At 67.4% G+C, this 19,287-nt stretch carries 18 protein-coding genes and 2 pseudogenes; 9 read left to right on the top strand and 11 right to left on the bottom strand.

The genetic code is table 11. The features are described from left to right. Positions 1-11: 11 nt before the first annotated feature. Positions 12-509 (top strand): hypothetical protein, encoded by a 498-nt coding sequence (locus tag E6R60_RS36595; protein ID WP_168713550.1) that lies wholly within the window; start codon positions 12-14, stop codon positions 507-509. Positions 510-904: 395 nt separating this feature from the next. Here E6R60_RS36595 and E6R60_RS06650 read toward each other — a convergent pair whose 3' ends face one another. Next, positions 905-1,543: a TetR/AcrR family transcriptional regulator gene (locus E6R60_RS06650; RefSeq protein ID WP_136325449.1), complete on the bottom strand. Its 639-nt coding sequence runs from the start codon at positions 1,541-1,543 to the stop codon at positions 905-907. Between the two features lie 92 nt (positions 1,544-1,635). Here E6R60_RS06650 and E6R60_RS06655 point away from each other — a divergent pair, with 92 nt between their 5' ends. From E6R60_RS06655 to E6R60_RS06665, 3 genes and pseudogenes are all read left to right on the top strand, one after another. After that, positions 1,636-2,811, top strand: a complete 1,176-nt coding sequence (locus E6R60_RS06655) for an NAD(P)/FAD-dependent oxidoreductase (protein WP_136325450.1) — start codon at positions 1,636-1,638, stop codon at positions 2,809-2,811. 265 nt (positions 2,812-3,076) lie between these two features. Next, on the top strand, positions 3,077-3,274 hold the full coding sequence (locus E6R60_RS06660; protein WP_206309324.1) for a hypothetical protein: 198 nt from the start codon (positions 3,077-3,079) through the stop codon (positions 3,272-3,274). 153 nt (positions 3,275-3,427) lie between these two features. After that, a pseudogene (locus E6R60_RS06665) lies at positions 3,428-6,571 on the top strand (DUF3427 domain-containing protein). Positions 6,572-6,579: 8 nt separating this feature from the next. Here the strand turns inward: E6R60_RS06665 and E6R60_RS06670 are convergent. The 3 genes from E6R60_RS06670 to E6R60_RS06680 all read right to left on the bottom strand — a co-directional run bounded on the left by E6R60_RS06670 (position 6,580) and on the right by E6R60_RS06680 (position 8,882). Next, entirely contained in the window at positions 6,580-7,503 is a 924-nt protein-coding gene (locus E6R60_RS06670) for a YDG/SRA domain-containing protein (RefSeq protein WP_136325451.1), read from the bottom strand. A gap of 339 nt (positions 7,504-7,842) precedes the next feature. Beyond that, positions 7,843-8,037, bottom strand: coding sequence for a DUF397 domain-containing protein (locus E6R60_RS06675; RefSeq protein ID WP_136325452.1), 195 nt, complete (start codon positions 8,035-8,037; stop codon positions 7,843-7,845). Next, a complete protein-coding gene (locus E6R60_RS06680) occupies positions 8,037-8,882 on the bottom strand; it encodes a helix-turn-helix transcriptional regulator (RefSeq protein WP_136325453.1) in 846 nt (281 codons plus the stop codon). Before E6R60_RS06680 ends, E6R60_RS06675 begins: the two co-directional genes overlap by 1 nt. Positions 8,883-9,085: 203 nt before the next feature. Here E6R60_RS06680 and E6R60_RS06685 point away from each other — a divergent pair, with 203 nt between their 5' ends. The 3 genes from E6R60_RS06685 to E6R60_RS06695 all read left to right on the top strand — a co-directional run bounded on the left by E6R60_RS06685 (position 9,086) and on the right by E6R60_RS06695 (position 12,743). Continuing rightward, positions 9,086-9,748: an ATP-binding protein gene (locus tag E6R60_RS06685; RefSeq protein ID WP_136325454.1), complete on the top strand. Its 663-nt coding sequence runs from the start codon at positions 9,086-9,088 to the stop codon at positions 9,746-9,748. A gap of 301 nt (positions 9,749-10,049) precedes the next feature. Next, positions 10,050-11,156: a cell wall protein gene (locus E6R60_RS06690; RefSeq protein WP_136325455.1), complete on the top strand. Its 1,107-nt coding sequence runs from the start codon at positions 10,050-10,052 to the stop codon at positions 11,154-11,156. A 306-nt stretch (positions 11,157-11,462) separates the two neighbouring features. Next, complete coding sequence (locus E6R60_RS06695; protein WP_136325456.1) at positions 11,463-12,743, top strand: low temperature requirement protein A; 1,281 nt, start codon at positions 11,463-11,465, stop codon at positions 12,741-12,743. A gap of 580 nt (positions 12,744-13,323) precedes the next feature. Here the strand turns inward: E6R60_RS06695 and E6R60_RS06700 are convergent. The 3 genes from E6R60_RS06700 to E6R60_RS06710 form a co-directional block, all read right to left on the bottom strand. Next, a complete protein-coding gene (locus E6R60_RS06700) occupies positions 13,324-13,635 on the bottom strand; it encodes a hypothetical protein (RefSeq protein ID WP_136325457.1) in 312 nt (103 codons plus the stop codon). Next, entirely contained in the window at positions 13,607-14,185 is a 579-nt protein-coding gene (locus E6R60_RS06705; protein WP_136325458.1) for an RNA polymerase sigma factor, read from the bottom strand. Before E6R60_RS06705 ends, E6R60_RS06700 begins: the two co-directional genes overlap by 29 nt. A gap of 341 nt (positions 14,186-14,526) precedes the next feature. Beyond that, a complete protein-coding gene (locus tag E6R60_RS06710) occupies positions 14,527-15,162 on the bottom strand; it encodes an HAD family phosphatase (RefSeq protein ID WP_136325459.1) in 636 nt (211 codons plus the stop codon). A 157-nt stretch (positions 15,163-15,319) separates the two neighbouring features. On the opposite strand from E6R60_RS06710, the gene E6R60_RS06715 reads away from it, so the two are divergent. Continuing rightward, positions 15,320-15,943, top strand: a complete 624-nt coding sequence (locus E6R60_RS06715) for a histidine phosphatase family protein (RefSeq protein WP_136325460.1) — start codon at positions 15,320-15,322, stop codon at positions 15,941-15,943. A gap of 170 nt (positions 15,944-16,113) precedes the next feature. Here E6R60_RS06715 and E6R60_RS06720 read toward each other — a convergent pair whose 3' ends face one another. The 3 genes and pseudogenes from E6R60_RS06720 to E6R60_RS37760 all read right to left on the bottom strand — a co-directional run. Then, complete coding sequence (locus E6R60_RS06720) at positions 16,114-16,872, bottom strand: MerR family transcriptional regulator (RefSeq protein ID WP_136325461.1); 759 nt, start codon at positions 16,870-16,872, stop codon at positions 16,114-16,116. A gap of 112 nt (positions 16,873-16,984) precedes the next feature. Then, a complete protein-coding gene (locus E6R60_RS37195) occupies positions 16,985-17,410 on the bottom strand; it encodes a helix-turn-helix domain-containing protein (RefSeq protein ID WP_346766061.1) in 426 nt (141 codons plus the stop codon). A 96-nt stretch (positions 17,411-17,506) separates the two neighbouring features. After that, a pseudogene (locus E6R60_RS37760) lies at positions 17,507-17,707 on the bottom strand (helix-turn-helix domain-containing protein); the annotation flags it as partial. Between the two features lie 229 nt (positions 17,708-17,936). On the opposite strand from E6R60_RS37760, the gene E6R60_RS06730 reads away from it, so the two are divergent. Continuing rightward, positions 17,937-18,605 (top strand): DUF4097 family beta strand repeat-containing protein, encoded by a 669-nt coding sequence (locus tag E6R60_RS06730; protein WP_136325463.1) that lies wholly within the window; start codon positions 17,937-17,939, stop codon positions 18,603-18,605. Positions 18,606-18,830: 225 nt separating this feature from the next. On the opposite strand, the gene E6R60_RS06735 is transcribed toward E6R60_RS06730, so the two are convergent. Continuing rightward, positions 18,831-19,217 (bottom strand): helix-turn-helix domain-containing protein, encoded by a 387-nt coding sequence (locus E6R60_RS06735; protein WP_136325464.1) that lies wholly within the window; start codon positions 19,215-19,217, stop codon positions 18,831-18,833. Positions 19,218-19,287: the final 70 nt, after the last annotated feature.

Genomic DNA, 19,287 nt, shown 5'->3' on the forward strand with positions numbered 1-19,287 from the left:
ATGCCCAGGTCGTGGCGCATGGCCTCCTGCATCACTCGGATGAGATCCCAGACCTGCATCACGTCGGCGTGGACGCCCTGCCACTCCTCCTGATCCAGTTCGGCCGCCTCGTGAAGAGCGGCTATCCCCTTCCTGGCGGCCGCAAGCGCCACACGCACCTCATGACACGGCCCCAGGACGGAGTCGGGGATCAGCATCTGCGCCTGTGCGTAGACGTCCTGGAACTCCAGCCGGGCGGCTTCAACGGCCCCGTCCGCGTCCAGCGGATCTCCGCTCCGCAGAGCGTGGACGTCCTCCATCATCAGAATCCGATACCGGCGGACGCTGGAGTTCAAGGCGACGTAGGTCTCCCGCCGCCGTTCCACGTTCTGCTGAGCCTCTTCGAAGCGCCGTTGCGCCTGCTCGCCACGTTGCTGCAGTTCGAACTCCTGGAGCCGGGCTCGCGAACCCACCCACGTCGTGGTGACCGGAGCCAACAGCGTGCCGGCCACACCGATCGCCGCCACTAGCAGCGCCATGACCCCGGCGTCCATCTCTCCCCCGCTCGGTAGGCCGTGCTGCGCACGGCCTACCCCTTCGTCGGACGGGCCTGCACCACGCGTGCCACGCGTCGATAACTACGCACCCCGGCCTTCGTTCAAACTCCCCGGCGCCTTCATGTCCAACAGACCCGCCACGCGACGGCCGCAGCGTGTGAGCCGAGGGGACGTACAGCGCCGGTCGCTCGCACCGGCGAGCGACGTGTGAACCGGCTCCTCAGCGACATCGTCGCGATGCACGGCCTCACACCCGTGCGGGCGATCAGCGCAAAGCCCCTGTGCGTTCAAGCCGCCATCGGCAGGAGGCAGTACGCGAACCCGTCCCCGCCCTGGCCCCGGCGCCCTTGTACGCCGAGAACGGATCCCTAAGCTTCATCCGCCACATGTGACGCCGGTCCGGCCAGCCCGTGCAACAGCAGATCCGTGAGGGTGTCGATGACACGCGGGTCGTCTTCGCCGCCGGGGGGCGTGAGCACGGCGTAGTTGAGGGTGACGAGCATCGCGCCCATCGCCGCCGCGATGAACTCGGGGTCGCCGGGAAGCTGGTGTCCGCGCTCGACCAGGTACTCCAGATGCTCCCGAATGGTTGCCGTCTGCTCGCGCAGGTCGCGCCAGGCCCGTCCCGTGCCGGGGTCGTCGGCCACCATCGCCTGGAACTGTGCGAGCGTGACCGGGCGGTTCTGCCGCATCACCGTCCACGCCACGCCGAGGTGGTCGCGCAGTTGGTCGCGGTCCGTCAGGTCGTGATCGCGGGGATGTTCCAGGCCGACCATACGATCGTCGATCGCCCTCTCCATCTCGGCGTGGAGCGCCTGGAGCAGCTCGTCCTTGCCGGCGAAGTGTTCGTAGAACGAGCCGGTCGAGCGTCCGGCCGCTGCGGTGATGTCGGTGATCTTCGTATTGAGGTAGCCGCGTTCGCTGAAGAGCCCGCGCGCCGCGTCCAGCAGCGCGGCACGGGTCTGGGCCGCCCGGGCTTTCCGGCCGGCGGTACTCGCCTGCGGCATGTGGTCCTCCATCGGCTGTTGACAGATGCCAGCGTATCGGAACACACTTTCACCGAATCAACATTCAGTGAATCAAAATTCAGGGAGGCGTCGTGCGAACGATCGTGATCGGTGGCGGGATAGCCGGACCCGCCATCGCCCTTGCACTGCAGCAGATCGGTCACGAGGTGACCGTCTACGAGGCGTACGAGATTCCGCCCGAGGACGTCGGCGCCCACTTCAGCCTGGCGGTCAACGGCCTGCGCGCACTGGAGAAGCTGGGCTGCCTGCGCGACGTACAGGCGGTCGGATTCCCCATCGATCGGATGCGGTTCTACACGGCGGGCGGCCACCTCCTGGGCGACGTCCCCCGCCTCCGGCGCGGTGCCGACGCGCTGCGCAGCATCTCGCTCCCGCGCGGACAGCTCGTGGCGGTCCTGCGGCGCGCGGCGCTCGACGCGGGCGCTCGGATCGTCACCGGCGAACGCCTGGTGGGCGCGACGGAGTCGGCGAACAGCGTGGTGGCCGAATTCGCCTCCGGCCGGCGCGAGACCGCGGAGCTGCTCGTGGGTGCCGACGGCATCTGGTCGACCGTGCGCGGGCTGATCGACGCGTCCGCGCCGCGCGCGGAGTACGCGGGGCTCTACGGAGTCGCCGGAATCTCCACCCTGACGGGCCTCGAGCCCGGGGTGTGGAACCTCGCCTACGCACGCAACGGCGCCTTCGTATACACCAGCATCGACGAACAGACCCAGTGGTGGACGGCTCAGATCGGCGATCCGGTCAAGCCCGACCTGCGAGGCATCGACGACGCGCAATGGCTGCGACGCGTCAACGAGCTGTTCCCGGAGGTGATGCCGAGGGCCGTCGTCGGAGCCGCGACATCGATCGTCGCGTCCGGCCACCTGAACGTCTGCGACCCGATCCAGAAGTGGCACAGTGGGCGCATGGTCCTGGCCGGCGACGCCGCCCACCCGGTCGGCGTCGGGCACGGCGCTTCGATGTGCATCGAGGACGCACTGGAGCTCGCGGCGGCGCTGAGCGGCGCCCCGACCGTCCCAGCGGCACTCCAGGCCTACGACGAGTCCCGCCGCCCGCGCATCGACAAGCTGCTCAAGCACGGGCACAACGCCCGTGAGAGCAAGCGGCCCGGTGCCGTGAAGCGACAGGTCAACGCGGCGAAGATGCGCGTACTCCTCCCCTTCTTCGAACGGGCGCAGGGATACCTGTACGACTACGAGCCGCCTTCCCTGTCCGCCGTGGGCGGACCACAGTCCGCCACGCGCTAGAGGTACTGACCCGCAGGATTGTTGACGCGGGTGACCGGCGACGGGTGTCGGCAGGGCGTCCCTCACAGGGGGCACCGGCGCATGTGACGGGGACGAGTGGGGGGCCGGGTCCTCATGCCCGATCGGTGATGACGCTCAACGTCCCTATCGGAGACGGCTCAAGACCGTACTGACCGGCCATCGACCGACCCGAACGGATGGCCATCCGGTGTGGTGCCGCATCGAGGGCGATGCGGGCACCACACCCACCGAGAAGGAGAGGCATTTGCTGACATCGCGGGTGAGGAAGAACCTGGCCATCGGACTGGTGATCACGGCCGTCATCGCGTCGCTGTCGGTGGTCATCGCGGATGACGGCAGCAAGGCGGAAGAGTTCAGGAAGTCGCTGATCATAGGCTTTTCGGTGACGGGGGCAGTGACAGCGGTTACCTGGTTGCTGCAACGGAGGCGTTCAGCACCGTGACCGACGTCCGGAGCACCGGTCTTTGGGTTACCGGCGCTGCAACGGCACTCAGGCGTCCATCTCAACCCCGCTCAGAACACCGCAGCAGTCATCCATGTCCGTCCCCCTTGATACAACTGCGTACGTACGTATCGCAGCGAGGGGGACGCGGCCATGACCAGCCATGCTCAAGAAGATGCGGCGCCCGTTGCCGGACTGTACGAGACGCTGATCACCCGGCGGCTCGAAGATCGTATGAAGCAGCTCGATGCCTCGGGTTGGCGTGCGATCGATGACGTGGTGGGAGTCGAGTCCGCGCCTCACGTTCTGTCTCGCCACATCGCGAGCACCGTTCGTCGGGTGCTTCAGGGCCTCCAACCGGCAGAGCAGGTCGTTGCGGCGAACCACATCCTCGAATCCCTCAACACCATTGAGGGCGCCACTGAGTGGGTCGACCTAGTCATCGAGGGACCCCGTCAGCTTCTCGCCGTAGCAGAGCGGGAAGCTCCGGGCGTCTACGCGATACGGCCACACACTCCCCTGTCCGACACCGCGCTGATCACCAACGCCCCCGACGATCCGAGCTTGGGCTTCGAACTCCGGGCGGAACTGGCCACGGCGGACCGTGTAGACCTGCTCTGCGCCTTCGTGAAGTGGCACGGTTTGCGGGTTCTTGAGCAAGCGCTGACATCGGCCCGCGATCGCGGCGTCCCCATCAGAGTTCTCACGACGACGTACATCGGGGCGACAGAGCGTCGCGCCCTCGACCGACTGGTTCGCGAGTTCAGTGCCGAAGTGAAGGTGAACTACGAGCTCCGCTCGACTCGTCTCCACGCGAAGGCATGGCTGTTCCGGCGAAAGAGCGGCTTCGACACCGCCTACGTCGGCAGCTCCAACCTCTCCAAGGCCGCGCTCCTCGATGGCCTCGAATGGAACGTACGGCTGTCATCGATCGCCACCCCGTCGGTCCTGCGCAAGTTCGAGGCAACCTTCGATGCGTACTGGAGCGAGCGCTCCTTTGAGTCGTACGACCCCGATAGCGACGCTCAGCGCTTGGACGAGGCCCTTTCTCGCGCCGGTGGCGCGGCCGGCCGGCAGGGCAATAACGTCATCAGTCTCTCTGGGCTGGAAGTGCGCCCGTACCCTCACCAGCGGGACATGCTGGAACGCCTAGAGGTCGAGCGCACCGTTCACGGGCGGAACCACAATCTCCTTGTCGCAGCAACCGGCACGGGGAAGACGGTGATGGCGGCCCTGGACTACAAGCACCTGCGGCACAAGCTTGGCCGGGACCTCCGTCTGCTCTTCGTTGCGCATCGAAAGGAGATCCTGGAGCAGTCCCTGCGGGTGTACCAGAACGTGCTGGTCGATGCGAACTTCGGTGAGCTTTTCTTCGGTGGTGAGGTACCCGAGGACTGGAACCACGTCTTCGCGAGTGTTCAGTCACTCAACGCGCGTGCTCTGGAACGCCTCACTCCTGATCACTTCGACGTCATCGTGATCGACGAGTTCCACCACGGCACTTCTCCGACCTACCGAAAAATCGTTGACCACTTCGCCCCGAAAGAGTTGCTCGGCCTCACCGCCACCCCAGAGCGCATGGACGGGCTGAACGTCCACGATGAGTTCTTCGACGGCCGCATCGCAGCCGAGATGCGGCTCTGGGAAGCACTTGAGAACGAGCTGCTGAGCCCATTCCACTACTTCGGCGTCACCGACAACACTGACCTCAGCACCGTCATGTGGAAGCGGGGAGCGTACGACCCAGTCGCTCTTGGCAACCTCTTCACGGGCAACGACGCGCGAGCCAGGCTCGTCATCAAGGCAGTGAAGGACAAGGTCACCGACCCCGGGACCATGCGGGCTCTGGGCTTCTGCGTCTCGGTGGCACACGCCCAGTTCATGGCTGAGTTCTTCAGACGCGCCGGCCTCAACGCCGTCGCGCTCTCCGGCGACACTCCCAAGCCCGAGCGCAAAGCAGCTCTGGAAGAACTCCGCGCCGGGACGCTGCAAGTCATCTTCTCTGTAGATCTATTCAATGAAGGACTCGACATTCCCGATGTCGACACCCTTCTGCTCCTACGACCGACCTCAAGCGCGACGGTGTTCCTTCAGCAGCTGGGTCGTGGGCTGCGCCGTACCGAGAACAAGGCGGTCCTCACCGTCCTTGACTTCATCGGTCAGCACCGCAAGGAGTTCCGGTTCGAGGAGCAGTTCCGTGCCCTGACCAACCTGACGCGAAACCGTCTGCTCTCCCACATCGAAGACGACTTTCCGCAGCTGCCATCCGGCTGCCAGATCATCCTGGAGACCAAGGCCAAGGCGCTCATCCTCGACAACATCCGGAACCAGATCGGGGTCAACGTCACCCAGCTCGCTCGCGAGGTTGCCGCCTACGCCGAGCCCCGGCTCGCGGACTACCTCCGGGAGAGCGGTCGAGAGCTCAAGGAGATCTATCGGGGTAACGGAAACTCTTGGACCGGCCTTCTACGCCGCGCCAAGCTCCTCGACCCTGTCGCCCCCGAGGGCGAGGCAGCGCTCCTAAAGCGGGTATCGGCGTTCCTTCATGTCGACGACCCGGCACGCGTCTCTGCATACACGAAGCTCCTCGTCGACGACGCCCCCACGTATGACCAGCTCACCGCTCAGGAACAGGCGTACGCCCGCATGTTCTTCTTCTCCCTCTGGCCCTTGGGCGGCGATTTCACGAGCTACCAGGAGGGCTTCAACACGCTGCGCACCCAGGATGCGTTCCGTGACGAGCTCCGCCAGGTACTGGCCCACGTCCTCGACCTAGCCGACCACCTGCCGATTCCCTTGCTCGGCGCGCATGTGGATCTCCCCTTGGCAGTTCACGCCTCGTACAGCCGTGAAGAGATCCTCCCTGCACTGGGCCAGTCCACCGTGGACGGTTTCATGCCCGGGCACTTCCGCGAGGGTGTGAAGTGGTGCGAGAACATCGAGACGGATGCTCTTCTCATCACCCTGGAAAAGGACGAGAAAGACTTTTCGCCCGAAACTCGATACAAGGACTACGCGCTGAACGAGTCCGAGTTCCATTGGGAGTCCCAGAACCAAACATCAGCAACCTCCCCAACAGGCCTGCGTTACCAGACACACCGAGAGAAGGGCACTCAGGTCCTCCTCTTCGTCCGACGCTACAAGAAGACAGACATCGGAGGCCCTCAGCCCTGAATGCTGCTGGGACCAGCCGAGTACGTCTCACACAAGGGCAGCAAGCCCATGGCCATCATATGGAAGCTACGTCACGAAATGACAGCGGACGTCTGGACGTATTCAGCAATTGCCGCTGGGTAGCCTTCGACCTAGAGACCCTGCGACCGGTCCGCCCAACGACCGCGGTGTTGCTGCAAGCTCGCAGGATCTATTTGGTGCTCGGGTAGCACATTTAGGTCGCCAACTACCTTCGACGTGAGGGCATCGATGACCTTGAAATCATCAGTGATGAGTCGCGCCCCACTATCAAAGAGCACGTGACAGTTCGGGCAGAGACAGAGAATGTTTCTGCGCACGTCAAGACCATCGTGCGGCCTGCCGAGCGCATGTATGTGTGCACCCTCGCTGTACCGAGCGCCATTTGCGTCCACCACCAACGGGATGTTACACATCTGACAAATATTCTCGTAAAGATCCTTTATGGCGCGCGCCTCAGCACTGTTTCGTACCCGTCGCTGGATGCTTACATACTTCGCAACCACCTTTTCCAGCGACGTAACTGCGTTCCCTTCATCCACATCGCCCGACTTCCCCGAGTCCCAACGCTCACCCGCCAAGGACTTCGCTAGGCGAAACTGCCACGTGATGTACCCGCGTTCGGTCCGCACACTCCAGTAATCTTCAACCAAGTAGAGACCGCGATACCTGTAACCCTTTGTCGCCTTTCCTCTTTTGATGCCTAGGCCACGCACGTACCGGATGGGCAATCCCTCCCGATAATTGATCAGCATCCCTTCATTGACTCCAGTCAACTCCTGGTCCGCTGTGATGTATCCGCGCTCATCGGGGGCACCGCCCTGGGCGGTATAAATGATTACGTCACCCAGATCCTCATCTCCAGCGTAGCCACCACTGGCCACGATGGAGTCGACGCCTTCGTGCGACGTTCCAGAGATACCTTGGCCTCTGAACCTGTGCACGTCAGCGGCATAGAGGGCGTCGTGGGTACGGAACCAATCCCCCTCTTGCGCGTGCGGAGGGGGGCCAAAGCGGATGGGTTTCGAGGGTGACATGCGAACATATTGTCGATTCCTGCTCGCCGATCAACACTTTATCTGGATCATGGCCTAATTCCGACTAACGGTGCCCAAAACACACTCCATGAGGGCAGCGATTGGTCGCGACCGCTGGCCCGCCCGTACCCGCGAAGGGGGCGCACGCAACCACAGACCAGAGCCGTTTGGCGGCCCGCCGAACAACACGAGCTCGTCGAGGTTGCGGTCGTCCACGAACATGAACCTACAGTCGGCGTGCTGCTCCCCCTCTCTGACGGAACGAACGTTGTGAGATGCGAGAAGTTCGTGACACAGCGGCTCCAGTCGCCCGACCGTCCCACCGACCGCAGCTCTCTGTTAGCGCAACTCGCCCTCGCGCACCGATCCGACAAAGTACGCCCATGCCCCCGGGCCGACATGGAACTGGCCATCGCCGGGACGCTTACTGTCACGCACGAGGGTGCCCACGGTGGTGAAAGCAGCCTCAAGGCACTCCGTGCCGCTACCGCCGCTGTAAGACGACTTGAACCACCGGGCGTCCTCGTGATCCATCACAGCTCCTCGCAAACCTGGGTCAGGAGCGCGGCAGAGGACTCGAGGTCCAACGCCTGCGCGCGCAAGTACTCGAACGCCAACTTATAGCGTTCGAGTTCCTGCGGCTTCTCCATGAACAGTCCGCCGCCGATGATGTCCACGTAGACCACGTCGAGTTCAGGCGTTGCCCCGCCCAGGATGACGAAGCTGCCGACCGCCGCGGCGTGAGCACCTGCTGCGAACGGCAGAATCTGAATGGTGACGTTGGGCTTGGCCGAGACGGTCAGTAGGTGTTGCAACTGCTCGCACATGACGGAGGGTCCTCCGACCATCCGCCGGACGACGGCCTCATCGATTACTGCCCAGAGGTGTGGCGGCTCGTCTCGCGTAAGAAGTTCCTGCCGCTTCATCCGGATATCGACCATGTGATTGATCTCTTGGTCCGTGCACCTCATCTCTGAAGCGCGGTGAACCGCCTCTGCGTAGGCGCGCGTCTGAAGCAACCCGGGCACGTACATGCAGGCGTAGTGGCCCTCACTCACCACCTCGTCTTCGAGGGTCAGCATGAGATTCATGGACTCGGGGATGGGATCAGCGAGGGAGCGCCACCAGCCCTGAATACGAGCCCCCTTGGCCAGGCCGACCAGCGATTCTCGCTCCTCGTCAGAGGCCCCGTACTCACGACAAAGGGCATCTACAGCCGGCCATTTGACCGTCCCCTCCTTCGTCTCATACCGGCTCAGAGTGGCCTTTGAGATGCCCACGCGGGTGCCTGCCTCCTCCAGAGTGAGGCCCTTCGTCTCGCGGAGTCGACGCAGATCGGCTCCCAGTTGACGCCTGCGTGTGGTCGGTCCAACTGGCATGTCTTCGGCCCTTCAAGTCGGTCTCCGAGAGGGTGCACGGGGGTGAGCCTTGCAGGCAAGGTGGCGCGCGCCGGGGGCGCGCGCAAGCGGGGCGCGCCCCCGAGAGCGTCTTTTGAGAGTTCCATTTTGAGAGTTTCACTGCCACCTTATGGAGTGGGACGGGCGCACTGGGTGACCGTCGGACAGCGCGAAGGGTGACCGGTATGAGTGGGTGTCGCTTTGGTGTCGAGCGTGAAAGGTGGGAACTGCCGTTCCTGGCTGAGGCGGAGGAGCTGGCTGGCCTTCGCCGAGTGATCCGCCTTCACCTTGAGCTGTGGGGGCTCTCATCGACGATCTATGCGGCTCAGATCTGCGTAACTGAGCTCACCAGCAACGTGATCAAGCACGTGGGTGCAGGGACCTCGGCCTGCCTGACGGTGAGCATGAACGGAGGTTGCCTGCGTATTGAGGTGAGCGACTCCGGAGGGCAGCGACTTCCGACGCTTACCAGAGCGGCCGGCCTAGACGAGCAAGGGCGAGGCATGCAACTGGTGGAGGAAGTGGCAGCCCGGTGGGGAGTGATCGTGCGCGGCACCTCCAAGACGACATGGTGTGAACTCGCCACAGGCTTGCAGTCGGCCGATGGTCATGTCGCTGATGAACAGGTGGCCAAAGCAGAAGCCCTACTGGGCCTCTGCGGGTTGGGGGAACGCCGGGAGTCCGCGCACCTGAAACCGATGAGCGTGAAGGAAGCCGCAGAAGTGGCCACCGGCTTGATCGCGGACCTTCTGCTCTGGCTGAGGGCGCATGGCTGCGACGCTGACGAGGCGCTTGACCGTGCGCAAGTCCTCTTCGAGGTTGAGTCCGAGGCGGAAGGGGCGGCGTGAGCCGTCGTGGCCGTGGCACCCGGGCGTACGGCCCGACCGGCGAGCCGGTCGGGCCGTAGCTTCACCTACCCGCCTGGAATAGGGCCCCCCGCTCAGGGCGAGCGGCGAAACAAGCCCTGATGGTGCTCTTCCGCGCACCGGACTCCTGCGGCCCCTGCCGCCGCATGCCCGGCACCCCCGCCGTGGCCCTCCCTCCACTCCCTGGACCCTGATGCCTCGTGTCCCCGACGCGGCCCCGCGCCGCGTCTCTCAGTCATGCCCGAATCCGGATTGGCGGCCCGTCCCCCGCCCCTTGCAGGAGGTGTCCGCGACCACTGCTCGGCATGCGCAGCCGCGGGCCTGGCTGCGTGCGGTGGAGTGGCTGGTCGAGGAGGCCGGGCTGCATCCGAAGGCCGGCGAGGCGACGTTATGCGTCGCGCGGGATCTGGCCGGGCGGATGGACTACATCGCGGGGACCGTCCTGTACGACCTCGACGGGACGGCCGCGCGCTGCGGTCTGTCCCGGGCGACGGTGAAGCGGCACGTCGCATATCTGCGGGAGTTGGGGGCGCTGGTCTGGGCACGGCATGGGTCGCGACGCAATCTGCGGCTTCCCGGGCGTCCGTACGCGGGGACGGCGACGATCTACGCGGCCACCATTCCGTACGTCTACGACCGGGCGCACGGTCACCGGATCGAGGGCCGTGGGTTCGGCGCCCGGGTGCTCGGGGTGCCGGTGCCGGCCGGGAGCACCACAGCGGCGGGCAGGCCGGGTCGCCGGGGGCGTGAGCCCCAATCTCTTGCCGCTCGCCCCCACGCACGTACAGCTGAGGAAGAGGGGAAGTTCACAGACACCCCGCGCAGGCGCGCGAGAGCCCGGACCATCTCCCGCCCCCGAAACTCGACGCGGAGAAGCCCGCTCCAGGTCGCCGCCGACATCCGGATCGCCGCTCACGTCCGGCCGCACATCCCCTGGACGCAGGGTGAAGGGCTGCGCCGACTCGCTTACGCACTGCGGCCGTTGATCGACCAGGGGCTGGACGCCCACGACATCGCCGCCGAGCTGGCCTCCTGGTGGCTCGCCTGGCGTCCTGCGCGACCGGCCGCGTACATCACCGCGCAACTCCGCGACCGGACGGCGACCGCTCCGTACGACGCCCCGTCGGCTGACGCCCACCCCCACACCACCGGGCCCACCGGCAACCCCGCCTGGCAGGCATGGCTCCGGCAACGCGCCACGGCAACGGAACTCCGCGAAGAACAGCGCACCGACGACGACCGCCGCCACGCGCGCCTCTACGGCTGGGACCGATGGGCGAAGGTCGCCGACCACTACGCCACCGACCCGGACGACGCCCTCGACCTCTACGGCACGCGGCTGTGCTGTTACGCGGTCAGGCGCGCTTCGGGCGGCGCGGCGCGCTCGTAGCCGACCCGTCTCGCTCTGGGCGGTGACGTGCGCGCCACCGTTCGCCCTCGTAAGGTCCCGCGCGGGCCGACCGGTGAAGGCATCAAGGGACAGCCCGCCGGGCCGCACATCCCGGCACCGTTGTGCCCGCGCGGCGATGAGGGTCGGGGAGTTGTGCCCGGCACTGGGCATCGCGCATACGCCCGACCCGCGAGCAGATCGTCGGCCGGAACCGCGCTCCGCGGGTTCGCACATGGTTACTGCCCGGGATTACCAAGTCGGCAGTGCGACCGGGCGCCGGGATCGGCGTCAGAAATACTACTCGGCATGAATGATTCGCCATCGATCAGCAAGCCAGGCCGGTCCGGTCTGACGCGGCGGCTGGTCCCGATGACCGGCCGTGACCCGCACGAGCACGGCCGGACCTCCTCGCCGCTGGAGCTCCTGTTCGATCTGACCTTCGTCGTCGCCGTCGGCACTGCGTCATCCCAGTTCGCAGAGATGCTTGCTGAGGGCCATGCCGCCCCGGCGGTCACCGCGTTCGTACTGGCCATGTTCGCCATCAGCGTCGCCTGGATCAGTTTCAGCTGGTTCGCCTCCGCCTTCGCGACCGACGACTGGCTTTACCGAGCCCTGACCATGGTCCAGATGATCGGCGTCGTCGTGTTCTCGCTCGGCCTCCCCGCGATGTTCCACTCCGTCGAGAAGGGCGGCCACCTCGAACTGCGGGCCATGGTCATCGGCTACGTCGTCATGCGGATCGCGATGGTGCTCCAATGGTGGCGCGCAGCCCGGGAGGCTCCGTCGTTCCGCGAGGTCGGCATGGCCAACATCCGCTGGACGCTGATCGCCCAGGCCGGCTGGATCGTCGTGGCCTTCACGCCCCTCCCGATCGCTGTCGCCTTCGCCGCGTTCGCCGTCCTCGCCGCCCTCGAACTCGCCCTGCCGGTGTTCGCCCAGGGTTCCGCCGTTGGCACGCCCTGGCACCCGCACCATGTGGCCGAGCGCTACAGCCTCTTCGCGATCATCGTTCTCGGTGAGGGCGTCGTCGGCACAGTCGCCTCCTCGGGAGACCTCCTGGGCGGCGGGGACGGTACGCACTGGACCTGGAATGCGATCGCTGTCGTCATCGCAGGTGTAGGGCTGACCTTCGGTTTGTGGTGGATGTACTTCATGACGCCGTTCGGCGACATCCTGGTGCACCGCCGCGGGCTCGGATACCTCTTCGGATACGGCCACATCCCTCTGTTCATCGGCGTCGCCGGTGCCGGCGCGGGGCTGCACGTGGCGGGTCTGTACATGGAGAACCACGCCGAGATCTCCGGCACCGCCGTCGTCCTCGCACTGGCGATCCCCGTCGGCCTCTACATGCTCATGATCTACCTCCTGCACACCCTTCTGCTGTCCACGGCCGACCGCTTCCACATCCTTCTGGTCACCCTCACTCTCGCCGTACTGCTCGCCGCGGTCCTCTTGGCTGCCGCGGGTGTAGCCGTCGCGACATGCCTGCTCGTCATCATGCTCGCGCCGTTCGTCACCGTGATCGGCTACGAGACGATCGGCCACCGCCACCAGCAGAAGATGCTGGAAGACCTCGGTGCGCGGTAGGGGCTCCGCGTGATGGTCACCGTTGACGGCGGTGACCTACGTGGCTCACGCGGTGGAGTCCGAGGGGGACAGTTCACCGATCCCCCCGGGCCGCGGGCTCGCCGCAGCCGGTGCACGGCGTCACTGACACGCGGGCAAGAAGCGGGGCCCGCGCGCGGACATCACGTCGCGTCCGTGTCGTACGCCGATGCGAGCGAGCTGGGGCGTTCCGTCGTGCACACCTCCAACTGGAAGGCGTGCACGCAGAGTCCTTCGGCCGGTACGTACAGCACGGCGACCAAGGTCGCGTTTGATCCTCGGAGTGACGGAGTCGTGCGCGAACCCGCCGAGCTCCTCACCCGCTGGTACGTCCACGAGCGGCGGGTCGTCCTCGTCCGGGGGCGACGACCACGGACGAGGCCGGGCGAAGGATCACCTGCAGCTATCAGTCCAGTGCCAACCGGTGGCACTATTGAGGGGTCCGGCCGGCTCGGCGACGGATTCCGGGGCGGCCACGGGACGTGGCCGTTGCCGTGTCCCGTACGCCGTTGCCGCGTCCCGTACGCCGTATCCGAGCCCGCCGCTCCCGCCAAGCCTCCCGCTACGGCGGGACCGGTGCGGACGGGCGCTCCGTCTGCGGCCGGTCCGAGACCGTCAGTCTGCACTGACCGTCCTCGCAGGTCTGGCGCAAGCGACCCCGCGAGACGGTCTGCACCAGGCCGACGGCCCAGCACATCGGGCAGCCGCGCAGCGCGAGGAGGCCGGCCGGCAGCATCAGCAGGCTGGCCGGTCCGGTGACCGGGAGGAGCGCGACCGAGCCGATCAGGCCGCCGAACCCCACCACGCCCCGCAGCAGGTGCCGGGGAAGGGAGGAACTGGCGAAGTCAGGGCCGTCTGTTCGTGGCGTCGGCATCGGTATCTCCACACTCCGGTTCGGGTAGTGCGCCAAGGGACCGCTGAACAGCCGTCCGGGCGCGGTGCAGGCGCGATTTCATCGCGGCGGTACTGAGGCCGAGCGCGTCGGCGACCATGCGCCCGCTGTGGCCCTGGATGTCGCGCATGATCAGGACGCGGCGCTGTTCGACCGGCAGGGCGGCGATGACGGCCGCCACCTCGCTCGCCTCGATGCGCCCCAGAACCTCGTCCTCGGCCGAGCGCACGGGGAACTCCGGCAGGGGTGCGGAGGGCCGGATCGAGCGGGCGCGCCGCAGGCACTCGTTGCGGACGATCCGGAACATCCACGAGGCCAGCGCACCGGACGCCCGGAGCATCCCGATCTTGCGGTAGAGGATGATCAGGGCTTCCTGGGCGGCATCCTCGGCGTCCTCCGGAGTGGCGCAGAGCGAGCGGGCGAATCGCCGGACGTTGGGGTGCGAGCCCGACACCAGCGCGCTGATCGCATCGACGTCACCGCGCTGGGCGGCGGCGATCAGCTGTTCGCCCGGCCAGGACGAGTCAGCCACGGGCTTGCTTTCGCCTGCGCATGACGACGTAACTGCACGTGCAGAGCAGTACGGCTCCGGCGGCGATGGCGATGGCTGCGATCACGATGTCCTCCTGTCTCCCGTCCCGGCGTTCACCGGCACATGTATAGGAGGCGCGGGCCCGCCGAAAGGATTCGGGCCGCTCCGGAGAGATTCGATCGCGGCCTGCGAGAGCGTCCTAAGCCGCGAGAGCGCCCTCCGCCGGGAGGGCGCCCCCGGCCCGCGAGGGCGTCCTCGGCCGGGCGGCGGCTCGGTCCTGCCCGTGCCTCGCGACCGGTGCACCTTCCGCGCCACCGGGCGGCCCCCGGAGCGGCGGATGCTCAGAGCTCCGTCGTGGCTCCCCGCACTCCGTCCACATGCGCCGCGATGCGCGCGATCGTCCGGGCGTTGTCCTCGAACAGGTGGCCCTGCATGCCCGCCGCCCCCGCTGCCTCCACGTTGACTGCGAAATCGTCGATGAAGAGGCAGCGTTCCGGCTTCACGCCCAGGGCGGCGCACGCGGCCTCGAAGGCACGCGGGTCGGGCTTCTCGATGCCGATCTCGTGCGAGTAGACGATCCGCTCGACCAGTTCGTCGAACCCGTACAGCGCGGTCTCCCTCTCCCGTGCCCCGACGAAGCTGTTGCTCAGGATGCCCAGCCGGCACCTCCCCCGGAGCCCGCGCACATAGGCGATGAGCTCCTCATTGGGCGTGCCGAGGTACTCCGTCCAGAGGTCGGCCATGAAGGCTTCGACCTGGGACGCGTCGAGGGCCAGGCGGGCGGCCAGTTGCTCGTGCACGTCCTGTTCGCCGATGCTCCCGAGGCTTCCGGCCTGCCATACGTCGCCCATGCGCTCGTGCACCGTGCCCGGCGGCAACCGCAGGCGGGTTTCCCACTGTTGCACCCAGCCCGTTGCCGGAGTGAGTTCCAGCACGCCGCCGATATCCAGAATGAGGCAGGCCTCGTTCTCCGCCACTTCCGTTCCCCCTACGCCGTGACCGGCCTCGGCTCGGCCGGTCTTCGGTCGGGCGCCCGGCAGGCCACCGGCCAGGCGCCGGGAACCGCGCGGCCCGTGTCCGCGTCCGTCCGGACACTAGCAAGATCATCGGAACCTCACGGAGGATCTCGCCCCCATGACTGGAACAGCCACCCGCTACCTCTATCTGACCCGCCACGGAGAGGCGTCCCCGGACGAGAGCGAGCTGACGAACACCGGCCGCCGACAGGCCGTACTGCTGGGCGAGCGGCTGCGGCGCGCCCCCCTCACGGCCGTCCACCACGGTCCGCTCCCCCGGGCCGCGCAGACCGCTCAGCTGATCCGCGAGCAACTCGGTGACGTACCCCTGCACGTGTCCGACGAGGCCGGCGACTACCTCCCCTACCTGCCGCAGCGGCACGAACTGCCCCCGGAGTCGGCCGACGCCATGGTCGCGCGGCTGGCCGGGTTCCCGGCCGAGGAGCGCGAGCAGGGGCCGGGGTTGGCCCGGGCGGCTCTCGCCCGGTTCACGGGGCCGGTGGACGGTGACGAGCCCCGGCATGAACTGCTCGTGACGCACAACTTCCTGGTCGGCTGGCTCGTCCGAGCCGCCCTCGATGCTCCGAACTGGCGCTGGATGGGGCTCTACCACGCGAATGCCGCACTGACCGTCATCCGCTACGAACCCGGCCGGCCCGCATCCGTGCTGCTCTACAACGACACCGGACATCTGCCCGCCGAGCTTCGCCGGGACGCCTTCCCACCCGACCTCCGCATCTGAGAGGTCTGACGGGCCTGAGGGGTCCGAGAGGTCTGGCCGAAGTGTCTGGCTGAGGGGTCTGGCCGAGGGATCTGCCGGGCCGACGGTGCCTGGGAGCGTCGGCCCGTCAGGGGCCGGGCTCCCAAAGGGCCGCCGCCGCGGGATCGTCCGCAGCGGCGGCCCCTTCCCGGTCAGCCGCGCATGGACGTGGCGTACGCCTCGATCGCATCCCGCTGGAACGCGGCCAGGCCAGGGGCGATCGCCTCGTACGCCGCGCGCCAGGCCTCGTTGTCCACGCAGGAGCGCCCGATCGCGCGGTACTCCTCGGCGGAGACGGTGCGCAGCTCGGTCAGCGCCGCGTACTGGGCGTCGATCTCCGCCTGCACGGGTTCGGCGTCGGCCCGGTGGCCTTCGGCCATCAGCTCGGCGAGACGGATCATCTGTGCTGTGCGCTCGCGGTGCCCGGTGTCGGCGTCGCCCTGGGTCATCGTGGCGGCCCGCCGGCCGACCTCCTCGGCGAGTTCGGGGAAGTCGCGCATGTTGGCTTCGTACTGGGAGGGCTCCACGCCCTCGAACAGGTTCTCCGGTCGGTTGATGGTCATGGGTCGGCCGTCCTTTCTGGACTGCTCCAGTTCGGCGATGGTGCGGGAGACGGTTCCGGCCAGGGCGTCAAGGCGGTCCCGCTCCGCGAGCAGCCGCCGGTGGTGGCCGCGCAGGGCTTCCACCTCGTCGACCTGCGCGGTCAGGATCAGCCCGATCTCGGGCAGCCCGAGGCCCAGCGCCCGCAGGACGAGGATCTGCTGCAGCCTCAAGAGCTCGGGTTCTCCGTAGTAGCGGTAGCCGCCCGCACCGATCCGGACCGGCGACAGCACACCGATCTCGTCGTAGTGCCGCAGGGTCCGGGCGGTCACACCCGACATGCGGGCGACCTCCGAGATCGGCCACTCCATTGCCGCTCCCTCACGCACGCGTCACCGGGCCGGTCTTTCCGGCCCTGGTCAGGACCGTAGAAGCTGCCGCAGCGGCAACTTCAACCCCGCGCGCGGCCTCACTCCGGCCTCGTCACGGCGCGGGCGACTCCGGTTTCGTGTGGAGGACCTCGCGGGCCTGGTCCGCGGCGCGGGCGATGCTCTCGGAGACGAAGTCTATGAAGCGCGCGATGTTCTCCAGGCGGGCCGCGGCCGGGGTGCCCTGGCCGAGGACGCCCACGCCCTGCCGGGCGACCTCGCCGAGGTGGGCGGTGGCGCGGGCGCTGGCCATCGTCGACTGGTAGAGGACGTCGTCGTCGACGACGTAGCGCTCGCGGCGGCCCTCGTCGCGCTCCCGGCGGACGAGGCCCTGACTTTCGAGGAACGCGATCGCCTTGGAGACGGACGCCGTGCTGATCCCCAGGCGCTCGGCGAGTTCCGCGGCGGTGAGCGTGCCTCTGTCGGTCATGTAGAGGGCGGCCAGCACCCGGGCGGTCATCTTCGGCAGTCCCGACTGCATGAAGACGGTGGCGAACACCTCCTCGTACGCGCGCACGGCGTCGGCATCGCGTCCGTGGGGCTGCGGAGGCGTACGGGAGCCGGCGGGCGCGGGGCGCTTGCGGCGGTGGGCGCGGTGTTCGGTGGCGCGGTGGGCGAGGTCGGCACGGTAGGCGTGGCCGCCGTTGCGCATCACCTCGCGCGTGACCGTCGAGGTCGGGCGGTCGAGGCGCCGGGCGATCTCCGCGTAGGCGAGCCCGTCGGCCAGTCCCAGCTCGATCTGCCGGCGTTCCTGCTGGGTGAGTCTGCCTCCGGGCATCGCGGTCCCCTTCGTGGTGCGTGGTGGGTGGCGTGCCGAGCTTAGCGTTCATTCTCAGCTCATTGCAACGACCCGCATGGGCGTCGTTGCATTAGACGGCACCAGCAATGCAACGAAATAGGCCCCGTGAGCTGCAAATACGCCCACCTGGTGCGCCATCTCTATTGCCCACTTCAGAAACGCAACGTAGCTTTCTCGCATCGGAAACAACGAGCGAAGGAAAGAGACCATGCAGAAGTTCGAGACCCCCGCCCAGGTGACCGCTGTCCTCCACATCCCCGCCGGCCGCATCCAGCTCATCGGCGCCGACCGGGCCGACACCACCGTCGAGGTCCGCCCCTCGAACGCCTCCAAGGGCCGCGACGTGAAGGCCGCGGAACAGACCCGGGTCGAGTACGCCGACGGCGTCCTGCGGATCACCGGCCCCGAGGGGAAGAACCAGATCCTCGGCCCCTCCGGTTCCGTCGAGGTGACGGTCCAGCTGCCCGCCGGCTCCGTGGTCGAGGCGAAGGCGGCCGGCGCCGAACTCCGCGGCGTCGGACGGCTCGGTGACGTCGCCTTCGAGAGCGCGCAGGGATCGGTCAAGCTCGACGAGGCCGAGAGCGTGCGCCTCACCTTGCAGTCCGGCGACGTCTCGGTGGGCCGCCTGGGCGGCTCCGCCGAGATCAGTACGCAGAAGGGCGACCTCCGGATCGCCGAGGCCGTGCGCGGCACGGTCACCCTGCGCACCGAGCACGGCGAGATCTCGGTCGGCGCGGCCCACGGCGTCTCCGCCTCACTGGACGCCGGCTCCGCCTACGGCAGGATCCACAACTCCCTCAAGAACGCCGACGGCGAGGCCGCTCTGCACCTGCACGCGACCACCTCCTACGGCGACATCACCGCACGCAGCCTGTGAGACACGCACCCAGTCTGTGCGGCGCGCGCAGCCCCGCGACGAAGGGCGCGCGCGCCGCGAGGAACGCGCACCGCCGCCGGGTCCGCGCCCGGCGGCGGTGCGCTTTCTCAGCGGTGCGCGTCTTTCGTGGTGCGCGTATCTCGTGGTGCGCGGTCGCAGCGGTGCACGTTCCTCGTGGCGCGCATTCGCAGCGTGCACGTGCGCAGCTGGTCCGCGCCGCCCCGCTCAGGGCGCCATGTCGTACGCGGACCGGGCCGCCAGCACCTCGTCCATGTTCTGCTCCGCCCACGCCTTGATCGTCCGCATCACCGGGACCAGGCTCAGGCCGAGGGGGGTCAGGGCGTAGTCGACCCGGACCGGCACCGAAGGGGTCACGGTGCGGGTGACGAGGCCGTCGCGTTCGAGGGCGCGCAGGCTCTGCGTCAGCATCTTCTGACTGACGCTCACGAGGGTGCGCGCCAGGTCCGTGTAGCGCTGCGGCCCGTCGGCGAGGGCGTTGATGATCAGGCTGACCCACTTGTTGCTGATCCGGTCCAGCAGGTTCCGTGCGGGGCATTCGGCGAGATAGGCGTCGTACGCCGCATGGGCCTCGGAGCGGGTGGTCGTCGTCATGGCTCACCTTCCGGTGCGATAGGCACCTTGAAGTGCCTTCTTCCTTATGGAGAGTAGCTCTCCATAAGGT

Origin of the sequence: Streptomyces sp. A0642 (assembly GCF_004795105.1) — a bacterium.
Lineage (GTDB): Bacteria > Actinomycetota > Actinomycetes > Streptomycetales > Streptomycetaceae > Streptomyces.